Source organism: Corallococcus macrosporus (assembly GCF_017302985.1).
Lineage (GTDB): Bacteria > Myxococcota > Myxococcia > Myxococcales > Myxococcaceae > Corallococcus > Corallococcus macrosporus_A.
Window position 1 is genome coordinate 2,478,287 of the sequence record NZ_JAFIMU010000007.1, and the last position, 11,714, is coordinate 2,490,000.

An 11,714-nucleotide genomic window follows, 5' to 3' on the forward strand; every position below is an offset into this window, starting at 1 on the left:
CCGGACCTTCGGGGGAGGGTCCGGGGCCCTCTCATTTGCGGGCCCGTCTCAGGAGGAACTCAGTGCTTCTTCGCCTTGGCGATGGTGGCCTGCGCTTCCTTCACCACGTTCTCCACGGTGAAGCCGAACTTCTGCTGCAGCGCCTTGATGGGCGCGGACGCACCGAAGCTGCGCATGCCGATGACGCTGCCCGTGTGGCCCACCCAGCGCTCCCAGCCGAACGCCGCGCCCTTCTCCACGGAGACGCGCGCCTTCACGTCCGGGGGCAGCACGCTGTCCTGGTACTCCTGGGGCTGCTGCTCGAACAGCTCCCACGACGGCATGCTCACCACGCGCGCCTTGACGCCCTCGGCCTTGAGCTTCTCCGCGGCCTCCACCACCAGCGCCACCTCCGTGCCCGTGCCAATGAGGATGACGTCCGGCTTGCCGCCCTCCGCGTCCAGCAGCGTGTACGCGCCCTTGGCCACGCCGGAAGCCGGCGCGAACTTCGTGCGGTCCAGCGTGGGCACCGGCTGGCGCGACAGCACCAGGACCACCGGGTGGTGCTGCTGCTGCGCGATGTAGCGCCACGCCTCCGTCACCTCGTTGGCGTCACCGGGGCGCAGCACGATGTTGCCCGGCACCGCGCGCAGCGACATCAGCTGCTCCACCGGCTGGTGCGTGGGGCCGTCCTCGCCCAGGCCAATGGAGTCGTGCGTGAAGATGTGGATGGACGGAATCTCCATCAGCGACGACAGGCGCATGGCGGGGCGCTCGTAGTCACTGAAGATGAGGAACGTGGCGCCGTAGCCGCGCACGTGGCTCAGGTTGAGTCCGTTGACGACGGAGCCCATCGCGTGCTCGCGCACGCCGAAGTGGATGTTGCGCCCCGAGTACTCGCCCGGCTTCATGGACGTGGACGCGGAGATGTACGTCTTCGTGGACGGGTTCAGGTCCGCGGATCCACCCACGAGCCACGGGTAGTTCTTCGCCAGCGCGTTGAGCACCTTGCCCCCGGACTCACGCGTGGCCATGCCCTTCGCGTCCGCGGGGAACACGGGCAGCTCCTTGTCCCAGCCCTCCGGCAGCTCGCGCTTGAGCAGCGCGTCCAGCTCGCGCGCCAGCTCCGGGTGCTGCTTGCGGTAGTCCGCCAGGGACTTGTCCCACGCCTCGCGCAGGCCCTTGCCGCGAGCCCCCAGCCGCTCCTGGAAGCGCTGCTGGACACCGTCAGGCACCAGGAACTGCGCGTCCTCGGGCCAGCCGTAGGCCTTCTTGGTGGCCTTGATTTCGTCCGCGCCCAGCGGCTCGCCGTGGGCGCTGGCGGAGCCCTGCTTCTTGGGCGACCCGAAGCCGATGAACGAGTTGACGATGATGAGCGTGGGCTTGCCGCGCTCGTCCTTGAAGGACTTGTAGGCCTTGGACAGCGCGTCCAGGTCGTTGGCGTCGGTGACCTTCAGCACGCGCCAGCCGTAGCCCTCGAAGCGGCGGCCCACGTCCTCCGTGAAGGCCAGGTCGGTGCTGCCGTCGATGGAGATGTGGTTGCTGTCGTAGATCCAGCAGAGGTTGGGCAGCTTCAGGTGGCCCGCGAGCGACGCGGCCTCGCTCGCCACGCCCTCCATCATGTCGCCGTCGCCGCACAGCGCGTAGACGTCATGGGTGAACAGGTCGAAGCCCGGCTTGTTGAAGTGGGCGCCCAGCCACTTGCTGGCGATGGCCATGCCCACGCTGTTGGACACGCCCGCGCCCAGGGGGCCGGTGGTGGTCTCCACGCCGGTGGTCCAGTGGTACTCCGGGTGGCCCGGGGTGGCGGAGTCCAGCTGGCGGAAGTTGCGGATGTCCTCCAGGGACACGGCCGGAACGTCCAGCACCTTCGCGTCCTTCACGCGCTTCACGCCCGCCAGGTGCAGCAGGCTGTAGAGCAGCATGGACGCGTGGCCGTTGGACAGGATGAAGCGGTCGCGGTCCGGCCAGTTCGGCGTGGCCGGGTCATAGCGCAGCTCCTGCTGCCACAACTGGTAGGCCACGGGCGCCAGCGCCATGGGCGCGCCCGGGTGGCCCGAGTGGGCCTTCTCCACCGCGTCCATCGACAGCGTGCGGATGGTGTTGATTGCCTGGGTATCGATCTTCTCGGTCGTCATGCGGCCTCCCGCGCTGAGCCTGCGTCGCGGGCGCACCATGCCGTAACCAGGGCCGCCGCGCCGCACCAAACGCGCCCGTCCGGGTCCCGCCGGACACAAGGTCCGCGCCCTTGCGTGTGATGGGCCGCGCTACTGCCAGGCGGGCGCAAGTAGCGCCCGGGGTTACAGGCCTCGTGAGGCATCCAGTCATTCCGGCCCTTTGCCGTCTGGCACGACTGCTGCTCCAGGCGGAGGCGCCGGGCCATCGCGTCCCGCGAGGCCCGAGCCATCCAGGAGAGTTGTCCCAATGTTGAGCGCGTTGATTCCGGTGGTGTCGATGTTGGTGGGGGCGGGGACAGGCCCGGCCGTCTCGGGGGCGATGGAGCTGGCGAACCAGGACGTCGTGTCCACGATGCGCAGCGGGCTGGTGCAGCAGGCCGCGTCCCAGGGCCTCGCGGTGGACCCGGACGCCGTGACGTACGTGACGCTCGGCGACTCGTTCCTCGTCCATGGCCCCCCGGTGGGCGCGGACCTCCACACCGCCGAGGAGTTCGCCGCGGGCGTGGACATCACCTTCCTGTACGTCGGGGGCGTCCGCCCGGCCGGCGCGCTGCCCGCGGGCTTCTACCGGGTGCGCGCCACGCTCCCGCTGGGCGCGGAGACGGGACAGGCCCAGTTCATCTCCGGCTCGGGGGTGGTGGTCGGTTCCTCGACCCTGTTCGTCCGCACCACCGCGCAGCAGGACCAGTTCATTCCGGGCTCGTCGGATCCGGGCACCGGGGATTTCGCGACCATCACCAGCACGCACATCTTCCGCGGCCACAGGCAGTACGTGGATGCCGCCGGTTGGACCCCGTACCGGGTCTTCTACTACGAGGTGCTGACCGCCCCTTAACGCCTCGCGGCCGCCCCGCGCGGTGTCTTCCCCCGGGTGAGGTGGTTCACCGCCTCACCCAGTCCCTCCACGGTGAGGGCGAACATGGGGAACACGTTGGCGATGGTCGCGATGGTGCCCGTGCGCCACGACCCGCGCGGCTCCGGGTTGAGCCACACGTTGCGCTCGAAGTGCTGGGCCAGTTGCATCAGCCACGTCAGGCCCTCCAGCCCCTCCTGCCGGTACTGGCCATTCGCATCCGTGCGGATGCCCAGCTCATACGGGGCCATGGACGCATCCCCCACCATCACCAGCTTGTGATGCCTTCCCACCTGCGCGGTGAGCTCCGGCACGGTGATGCCGCCCGTGAGCTGCGGCGTGGCGTACAGCTTCCCGTAGACGCAGTTGTGGAAGTAGTAGGTCCGCAGCTCCTTGAAGTGCGAGGCCTGGCTGGCCACGCTGAACAGCCGGCTCACCAGGTGCGCGTACGGGTCCATGGAGCCGCCCACGTCCATGCACAGCACCACGCGCGTATTGGGCCGGCGCGGCGGACGCGTCACCACCTCCAGCTCGCCCGCGTTCTTCGCGGTGGCGGCGATGCTCTCGTCCACGTCCAGCTCCTCCGCCGCGCCCTCGCGCGCGAAGGCCCGCAGCTTGCGCAGCGCCACCGCCATCTGCCGCGTGTCCAGCACCACGTCGTCGCGGTAGCCCGCGTACTTGCGCGCGCCGGCCTGCCACAGCGCCTGGCCCTGCCGGCCGCCCGTGCCGCCAATGCGCACGCCCTGCCGGGCCACGCCGTTGTTGCCAAAGGCAGACGCGCCGCCCGTGCCCACCCAGCGGTTGCCGCCGTCGTGGCGCTCGGTCTGCTCCTTCAGCCGCTGCTCCAGCTGCCGGCGCAACTCCTCCGGGTCCCACTGCTCCAGGAGCGCCAGCTCCTCCGGGCTCAAATCCTTGCGCTCCTTCGCCTCCTCCAGCCAGGACAGCAGCTCCTCGGTGAGCTTCAGCGCATCGGACGCGACGCCCTGGAAGTGGAACAGGAACGCCTGGTCAAAGGCATCCAGCTGCGTCTCCGAGTGGACCAGGAGCGCGCGCGCCACGTGGTAGAACCCATCCAGGCTGCTGTCATGCAGCCCGGCCTTCAGCGCCCCGGCCAGGGCGAGCGCCTCCTGCGCGCCCACCTTCACCCCGCGCTTTCGCAGCTCGTAGAAGAACGGCAGGAACATGGCGTTGGCCTCCGTGCCGCTCTTTAAGCGCGAGTCCGCCGGCCGCGACCGAAGGCCTCGGCCACCGCCACCAGGTCCTGCTCCTTCTTGAGCAGCGCGCCCAGGAACGGCAGCTGCTCCTCCAGCTTCAGCTCCACCACGCCGTTGGCCTTGAGCACGGAAATCCAGTCCACTAGCTCGCTGGTGGAGGGCCGCTTGCGCAGCCGCGTCATCGCGCGCAGCTCGTAGAAGACCTTGAGCGCCTGGTCCGCCAGCGCCGGGTCCAGCCCCGGGTGGTGCACGTCCACGATGCGCTGCATGAGCTCGCGCTCCGGGAAGTCGATGAAGTGGAACACGCACCGGCGCAGGAACGCGTCAGGCAATTCCTTCTCGTTGTTGCTGGTGATGAGCACCACGGGGCGCTGCTTCGCCACGACCTCGTCGTTCGTCTCGGAGATGCGGAAGCGCATCCGGTCCAGCTCGTGGAGCAGGTCGTTGGGGAACTCCAGGTCCGCCTTGTCCACCTCGTCAATGAGCAACACCACGCGCTCCGGCGAGGCGAACGCCTCACCCAGCGGCCCCAGGCGGATGTATCGCCGGATGTCTCGCACGTCCCCGTCCCCGAAGCGCGAGTCATACAACCGCTGCACGGTGTCGTAGACATACAACCCGTCCTGCGCGCGCGTGGTGCTCTTCACGTGCCAGGTGAGCAGCTTCAATCCCAGTCCCTGGGCAATCGCTTCCGCCAGGAGTGTTTTGCCGGTGCCGGGCTCGCCCTTGACCAGCAGGGGCCGCTGGAGCGTGAGGGCGCAGTTGACGGCGGCCTGCAGGCCCTCGCTCGTGAGGTAGGAGTCGGTGCCGCGGAAGCGAACAGGAGTGGGAACCGGAGTCATGACTGGTTCCTTTAACATCCTGGGGAATGTTTCCATCCTTCCCTGGGCGGTTGGGTGTATATCCTGCCCCACATGGCCCCACTTTCACTTGAGACCGAACTCCGCGACATGGTCCGGCGCGAGTTGCAACTGCAACTGGCCCCTGTTCAGAAGGCCGTGGCCCGGATGGGCAACGGGCTGGATGCGCTGGATGAGCTGCGGGAGATGATCCAACGGCTGGCGCCGCTCTCCAGCCGCCTGGGGGCCGTGGCGGGCGTGCGCACGCCCACGCTGGCGCCGGAGCCGGCTCGCCGCCGGGGCCCGGGCCGTCCGCCGAAGTCCGCCGCCGCGAAGTCCGCGCCCGCCGCGAAGGCCGCGCCCGCCGCGAAGACGCCTGCCGCGAAGTCCGCGCCCGCCGTGAAGACGGCCGCCGCGAAGTCGCCGGGCCGTCCGCCGAAGGCCGCCGCCGCGGAAGACACCCAGGCGTGCGCCGTCGTGGGCTGCAAGCGCCAGAGCCGCTCCAAGGGCTACTGCTCGGCGCACTACCAGAAGCTGCGCCTGCTCATCCGCACCGGCCGCCGTCCGGAGGCGTGGGTGGACGGTGCCCGGCCGCAGTCGGTCCCGGACGTCACGCTGCCGCGCGGTCGCGCGGGCAGCCAGGCGCTGAAGGAATCCGCGAAGCCGGCCGCGCCCGCCGTTCCGCCCAAGCCCAAGGCCTGGGTGCGCAAGAAGGGCTCCAGCGGCGGCATGGTGTCGCTGACCTGACGGGGGACGTCGTCCGTGCGCCTCCCCGCGTGGCGGGTCGCCTGGAGCGACCCGCCGTGCGTGCCCGGGGCCCGACACGCGCTGCTTCCTTCGGTTGACATAGGGCCCGTGGAGGTGTGAATCCCGGCTCCATGAGCGAGCAATATCCAGTCACCGTCGCGGTCCGCCGTCCCGACGGTCAGGTGGAGCAGGTCCGGGTGGGCACGGCGTACAGGAACGGCGAAGGCTTCACGCTGCAGCTGGGTGAGCTGTCCATGAGCGCCACGCCCGTCGCGGCGTCGCAGCCGGCCTACCGCCGCCCCGCGGCCTCGGGCGCCCCGTCCGGTGGTGGCGGTGGTGGTGGCGGCGACGGCACGCTCCTCCCCAACTACGGCCGCAGCAAGGGCGCCCCCGTCTACGGCGCCAGCCTCCAGGACCTGGAGTTCTACGCCAACGGCGCGCGCCGCTCGCTGGCGGACCCCAGCAAGTCCCGGTGGCACGACAAGGAGCGCCAGCTCCTGTCCGCCATCGAGACGGAGATCGCCCGGCAGCGCGGTGAGGGCGGCGGCGGCGAACCGCCCGCGCGTGGCGGCGGCGGAGGCCGGGGCGGTGGCTACGGTGGCGGCGGCTACGGCAACGGCCCGCCGGACGACGACGGCATCCCGCCCCCGGGCGACGACGACAACATCCCCTTCTGAGCAATGCCTCGGACCCCGCGGCCATGGAAAAAATGGCCGCGGAGATCCAATCAGGCACCCGACACGCAATAGAGAGTGGCCAATGTCAGGCACCGTGAGTCTGCTTGACGTCCACTGAAAGTGAATTGACACGCCGCGTGTGATTCATTCCACTTCGGCTGCTTCACTTTTGAAGTGTCTCGCATCCTGCGGATTTTCCTCGCTTCTGGCCCTGTTCTGTCATCGCGTGTACTTCACGGATGAGGCGGCCAAGGGAAGGAAGTCCGTCTTTCCAAGGGCTTAGGCGGTGGCCTGGAACGTGCTCTAGGCACGCATGCCAGGGAATTCATCCCGTCCGGCGATGCTGTGAAATCGCGAGGCCATGGAAATGACCGAACGGGTGTGTGTCGTGGGCGCCGGTTCCTTCGTCCCTACGCGGACCATCTCCAACGAGCGGATCGCCCGGGCGATCCCCGGTTGGTCGGCCGCACGCATCGAGGAGAAGATTGGCATCAAGGAACGCCGCTTCCTCTGGGACTTCGATGAGGAGACGGGCCGCGCCATCCCCCCGCCGGACGACGTGCTGGGGCGCTTCTACCCGGCGACGAACACGGACATGTGCGAGGTCTCCCTGCGCCAGGCCCTGCAGCGCGGCGGCGTGGACGCGAGGGAGCTGGACGCGCTCTTCGTGGTGACGTGCACCCCGGACGCGCCGCACTTCAACCACGACGCCATGGCGCTGCACGAGCGGCTGGGCCTGCGCGAGGACGCCTTCGCGCTGGTGGTGGACGACGGCTGCGGCGGCACGCCCTACGTGCTGGACCTGGTGCGCAAGATGATGGAGGGCGGCCGCTTCCGCACGGTGGCGGTGGTGGCCTCGGCGTTCACCTCGCCGCTGCTCAACCGCGAGGTCTACACGGACGAGCTGCCGCCCACGCCGGGCCGCCCCAAGGCGCTCAATGCCTACCTGTCCATGTATGTCTTCGGAGACGGCGCGGGCGCGGTGGTGCTGCGCAAGCAGGAGGGCGACGAGGACGGCCCCGGCATCCTCTCCTCGTTCTCCGGCAACGCGTACGCGGAGCTGGTGGCGCGCCGGGGCGGCGGCATGCTCAAGCTGCCCTACCAGCCGGGCCGCACGCGCCCGTCCGAGATGGCCTTCGTGGTGGATGGCTTCAAGGTCGCGCGCAGCTACCCGGAGTACATGCAGAAGTGCCTGGACGCGGTGCTCACCCCCGCCGTGCGCGAGCAGGTGAAGCGCTACTACTTCCACCAGCCGAACAAGCGGGTGATGGACGCGTTCGTCACCCGCGCGGGCCTGCCGAAGGAGGCCGTGGCCTGCAACGTGGACCGGATTGGCAACACCTCCGCGGCCGGCATGCTGATTCTCCTCGCGGAGGACCTGGAGCAGGGTCGTGTGGCGCTCGGCAGTGGGGACCTGGTGGTGGTGGCGGCGGTCGGCGCCAACGTCCATTATGGGGCCCAGCTCGTGCGGCTGTAGTGCGCACGGGTGTTCATCTCCTCCCCCCCGGAGATTCCCCCCTCTATGAGTGAGCAGCGCAAGGAAGCATCCGGCCTGGATCCGGCCGTCGCGCAGGACCTGGAGAAACGCCTGGCCCTGGCGACCCCCGACGACACGGCCCGAGGCATGTTCTTCAACGGCGCGCTGAACGCGGTGCGCATCCTCGGTGGCGACGCCGCGGTGGAGAAGTGCCTGGCGGTGGTGCCGGAGAAGAAGTTCGTGGACTTCTTCAACTACCCGGTGTCGGGCTTCCTGAAGCTGTCCTTCACGGGAGCGCAGTTGATGGGGCCGCAGTTGGGCGGCTTCGACGCGATGTTGCGCAAGATGGGCACGCAGGCCACCACGGACTTCCTGTCGTCGGCGGCGGGCAAGACGCTGCTGCTGCTCGCGGGGGACAGCCCCAAGCGGCTGGTGACGAACCTGCCCACGGGCTACCGCGCGGCGGTGAGCTACGGCGACCGCTCCGTGGAGTGGTCCGGCGAGCGCGCCGGCAAGCTCATCATGAAGCGGGACTTCATGCCGCCCGCGTACCATGAAGGCGTGCTCCAGGCCGTCATCGAGGCCCTGGGCGCCCGAGGTGTCCAGGTGAAGGGCCGGCAGACCGGCCCGGTGGATACGGAGTACGCGCTGTCCTGGCAGTGACCGGAGCACGAACCGTCGCGGTCCTGGAGGCTGGGTTTGAACACGACGCGCGAGCAGTCGGGAGCGACGGTGCGGCTGCGGTCCGGCACCGAGTGGGTGTATGCCTTTCGCTCGCAGGAGGACGCCGCCACGCCGCCGGATGAAGCGGTGTGCGCGGCGGCGCCCTTCACGCCCACCGTGAAGCTGGGCGCGGGCCTCTACGTGCCCGTGGGTGACGGCAACTACGAACGCGTGGGCTCGGCCACGGCCTGCTTCCGGCTGACGGACCGCACCTTCACCCCGGGCACGCAGGTGCCGTTCTACGCGCGCTTCCTCCTGCCGGTGGGCGCCTTCACCGCGGCGGGCGAGTGCACGCTCGTGAGCAACGACCAGCCCCAGGCGGGGGTGGTGCTCGCGGGCGGCGCGCTGAAGCTGGTGGAGGTGCCGCCGGGCTTCGTGGGTGGCGTGCTGTCCAACCTCAGCGTGTTCAACCCGCTCAAGCTGCCCGGCTTCGCCACGGGCTCGTACTACACGCTCTACACCTTCCGGAAGGAAGGCCCGGGCACCTCCAGCCCCTGAGCGAAAAGCCCGCGCGCCGGCCCCCTCCCGGCGCGCCCGGATGAAACAGGAATGTCGGGGTTGCCTGGGAGAATACGTCCCTGGCCATCCGACGCCAGCACGAGGGGGACGCATGGAAAGCAGGTGGAATCCGCTCTACGAATCGCTCGGCTACCGGCCGCCAGCGACGGGCAGGGCCGCGCCGGAAGCGCCGCCGCCGGAGGACACGGACCTGCCCCTCCTGGGCCCGGAGGAGCTGGAGGCGCTCAAGTCCGCCTTCCTGCGTGAACCGGAGGACGTGCTGCGCTGGACGGAGAGCGGCCTGGGCGCGAGGGTCACGGTGGGCGCGTTCGTGGAGGTGCTGCGCGAGCTCGAGCTGCTCTTCACGGACCCCGGCCAGTTCCAGGAGCGCCTGGACGCGACGGAGCGCCACGCCCGGCAGGGGACGGGCGGGCTGCCCGTGGACTTCACCTTCCCGCTGAAGACGGAGGAGATCCCCATCGACCCCACGCGCACGCGCTTCGAGCCCCAGGCGGACCTGCGCGGCTGGCTGCTGTTCAGCGGCCCCGTGTGGCTGGAGCAGGGCGCGGCGGTGCGGCAGGCCCCGTTCCGCTGGCACTTCGGCGCGAAGAGCCGCTTCGTCTATCCCATGCGTGAACCGGAGCCGGGGCAGCCGGTGGAGGTCGCGCTCTTCGCGGACTTCGGCACGGGCGAATACGCCTCGCGGTACATCGCCCGGCAACTGGTGATGCGCGGCGAGCGCCTGGACTGCGCGGTCCATCTGGGCGGCGTCTTCTACGCGGGCCGCCAGGGTGAATTCGACGCGCACGTGGCGGAGCCGCTGGAGCCGCTGCTCGGGACGACGTCATTGCTGACGCTGAACGCGCCGCCGGAGATGCGCTCGGGCGCGGGGGCCTACTTCCGCTACCTCGACGAGCGGAGGGGCGCGGGCCGTCGTCACCCGCAAGAGGGCAGCTACTTCTGCCTCGCCGCCGAGCGCTTCCAGCTCATCGGCCTGGACACCGCCTGGTTCGAAGCGGGCCGCCACCGCGAGCCCGCGCTGCTGCAATGGCTGGAGCAGCGCCTGTCGGAAGGACGCCGGCGCGGCGCCATGAACATCCTGCTGAGCCACGCCGCGCCCTACGGGCCGGACGCGAAACAGCTGTCGCCCCTGGTGACGGAGGACCTGCGGGCCCTGGTCGTCGAGCGCGAGTGGGTGGACCTCTGGTGCTGGGGCGGTACCCAGGCCGGCGCGCTGTATGACCGGGCACCCGGCCTGCCCTTCCTCGGCGCCAGCCTGGGCCATGGAGGCTTCCCCTCCGAGCGGCGGGATGCCCCGGACTACCCGGCGGCGCCGGTCCGCTTCTTCGAATCCCGGCCGCGCTTCCCGGAATGGACGGGCGTGCGCCAGGACCGGGGCAACCACGGCCACGCGACGCTCTGGCTCCACGCGGACGGCACGGCGTCGCTGCGCTTCACGGACTGGATGGGACAGGTGCGCTGCGAGGCGACCCTGTCACGCCAGGGCCCCAAGGGGCCGGTGACGCTGAAGACGCTCGACGTGAGGGAGTGAGCCAGGGGCCTTCAAGCCCCTTCGATGCCGCGCTCCTTCATGTACTTGCGCAGCCCCGCCGCCCCCTGGGCGCGCACCTTGTTGTGCAGCAGCGGCGTCCACCCGAGCGCCCAGCCCACGGGCCCCAGCGCCTGCCGCGACCACGTCCAGAAGGGGAACCGGTCCGTGTGGCGGATGATCTTCCCGTCCTTGAACTCGAACGTCGCATCGATGCGGTTGAGCACCTTCCGGCCCGTCTGACCGAAGGTGTAGCGCGCATCCCAGTGGGCACTGCCGGTGCGGTCATCCGCCTGGACCTGGCTGAAGACGAGCTCCAGGTCCTTGCCGCGCTCCAGCAGCATGCGCCACATGGAGGTGGCCCCTGCGTAGCGCAGCCCCTGGAACACGGCGTCGTTGAACTCCACGTCCGGGTGGTAGCAGGCGGCCATTCCGTCCGCGTCGCGGCGCTGGAAAGCCGAATAGAAATCAGTGATGAGCTGGGAGTGCGGGTGCATGCCGCCGGTCTAGCGGAACTGCCGAGCAATGGAAGGGGCCGCATGGCAGAGTCGCGCGCATGGCTCGCGACATCGTCATCTGGCCCCACAAGGTTCTCACCACGTCCACCCAGCCCGTGACCGACTTCGGCCCGGCGCTCGAAACGCTCCTCCAGGAGATGTCGGAGGCCATGGCGGAGGCCAAGGGCATCGGCATCGCGGCCAACCAGGTGGGAGTCCCCCTGCGCGTGGCCATCGTCGGCCGGGAGGACGGCACCCAGTTCGAAATCGTGAACCCCCAGATGCTGTCGAAGGAGGGGAGCGTGAAGCTGGAGGAGGGCTGCCTCTCCGTGCCGGACGTGTGGGAGAAGTGCCCCCGCGTCGAGCGCGTGAAGGTCCGCTACCAGGACAAGAGCGCCCAATGGCACGAACTGGAGGCGGAAGGCCGGCTCGCGCACGTGCTCCAGCACGAAATCGACCACCTGGACGGACACGTCTTCGTGGA

12 protein-coding genes (1 of these 12 cut by a window edge) are annotated in these 11,714 nt (G+C 69.8%); 8 read left to right on the forward strand and 4 right to left on the reverse strand.

Features of this window, described 5'->3' with window-relative positions; genetic code table 11:
- Positions 1-59: 59 nt before the first annotated feature.
- Positions 60-2,117, reverse strand: coding sequence for a transketolase (gene tkt, locus JYK02_RS22650; protein ID WP_207053954.1), 2,058 nt, complete (start codon positions 2,115-2,117; stop codon positions 60-62).
- Between the two features lie 286 nt (positions 2,118-2,403).
- Between tkt and JYK02_RS22655 the strand changes: the two genes are divergently transcribed.
- Complete coding sequence (locus JYK02_RS22655) at positions 2,404-2,991, forward strand: hypothetical protein (protein ID WP_207053956.1); 588 nt, start codon at positions 2,404-2,406, stop codon at positions 2,989-2,991.
- Here JYK02_RS22655 and JYK02_RS22660 read toward each other — a convergent pair.
- Both JYK02_RS22660 and JYK02_RS22665 read right to left on the reverse strand, forming a co-directional pair.
- Positions 2,988-4,193 carry a vWA domain-containing protein gene (locus tag JYK02_RS22660; RefSeq protein WP_207053958.1) on the reverse strand — a complete coding sequence of 402 codons (1,206 nt, stop codon included), beginning with the start codon at positions 4,191-4,193 and terminating at the stop codon, positions 2,988-2,990. The two genes, JYK02_RS22655 and JYK02_RS22660, sit on opposite strands and share 4 nt — an antisense overlap.
- 23 nt (positions 4,194-4,216) lie before the next feature.
- Positions 4,217-5,065, reverse strand: coding sequence for an AAA family ATPase (locus tag JYK02_RS22665; protein ID WP_207053960.1), 849 nt, complete (start codon positions 5,063-5,065; stop codon positions 4,217-4,219).
- A gap of 108 nt (positions 5,066-5,173) precedes the next feature.
- Between JYK02_RS22665 and JYK02_RS22670 the strand changes: the two genes are divergently transcribed.
- From JYK02_RS22670 to JYK02_RS22695, 6 genes are all read left to right on the forward strand, one after another.
- Positions 5,174-5,809 (forward strand): vegetative protein, encoded by a 636-nt coding sequence (locus JYK02_RS22670; RefSeq protein WP_242588851.1) that lies wholly within the window; start codon positions 5,174-5,176, stop codon positions 5,807-5,809.
- Positions 5,810-5,940: 131 nt separating this feature from the next.
- The gene (locus tag JYK02_RS22675) at positions 5,941-6,486 is read left to right on the forward strand and encodes a hypothetical protein (RefSeq protein WP_207053962.1); all 546 of its coding nucleotides are present in this window, start codon (positions 5,941-5,943) and stop codon (positions 6,484-6,486) included.
- A 367-nt stretch (positions 6,487-6,853) separates the two neighbouring features.
- Entirely contained in the window at positions 6,854-7,963 is a 1,110-nt protein-coding gene (locus tag JYK02_RS22680) for a 3-oxoacyl-ACP synthase III family protein (protein ID WP_207055275.1), read from the forward strand.
- Positions 7,964-8,008: 45 nt separating this feature from the next.
- A complete protein-coding gene (locus JYK02_RS22685; RefSeq protein WP_207053963.1) occupies positions 8,009-8,626 on the forward strand; it encodes a DUF2378 family protein in 618 nt (205 codons plus the stop codon).
- Positions 8,627-8,662: 36 nt separating this feature from the next.
- Entirely contained in the window at positions 8,663-9,184 is a 522-nt protein-coding gene (locus tag JYK02_RS22690; RefSeq protein WP_242588852.1) for a hypothetical protein, read from the forward strand.
- A gap of 112 nt (positions 9,185-9,296) precedes the next feature.
- Positions 9,297-10,736, forward strand: coding sequence for a hypothetical protein (locus JYK02_RS22695; RefSeq protein ID WP_207053964.1), 1,440 nt, complete (start codon positions 9,297-9,299; stop codon positions 10,734-10,736).
- An 11-nt stretch (positions 10,737-10,747) separates the two neighbouring features.
- Here JYK02_RS22695 and JYK02_RS22700 read toward each other — a convergent pair whose 3' ends face one another.
- Positions 10,748-11,230, reverse strand: a complete 483-nt coding sequence (locus tag JYK02_RS22700; protein ID WP_207053965.1) for a nuclear transport factor 2 family protein — start codon at positions 11,228-11,230, stop codon at positions 10,748-10,750.
- A gap of 59 nt (positions 11,231-11,289) precedes the next feature.
- Here JYK02_RS22700 and def point away from each other — a divergent pair, with 59 nt between their 5' ends.
- Positions 11,290-11,714, forward strand: the 5' portion of a protein-coding gene (def, locus tag JYK02_RS22705; protein ID WP_207053966.1) for a peptide deformylase. Its footprint extends 115 nt past the window's final position; the window shows 425 of its 540 coding nt (coding positions 1-425); its start codon is at positions 11,290-11,292; its stop codon lies off the right edge, out of view.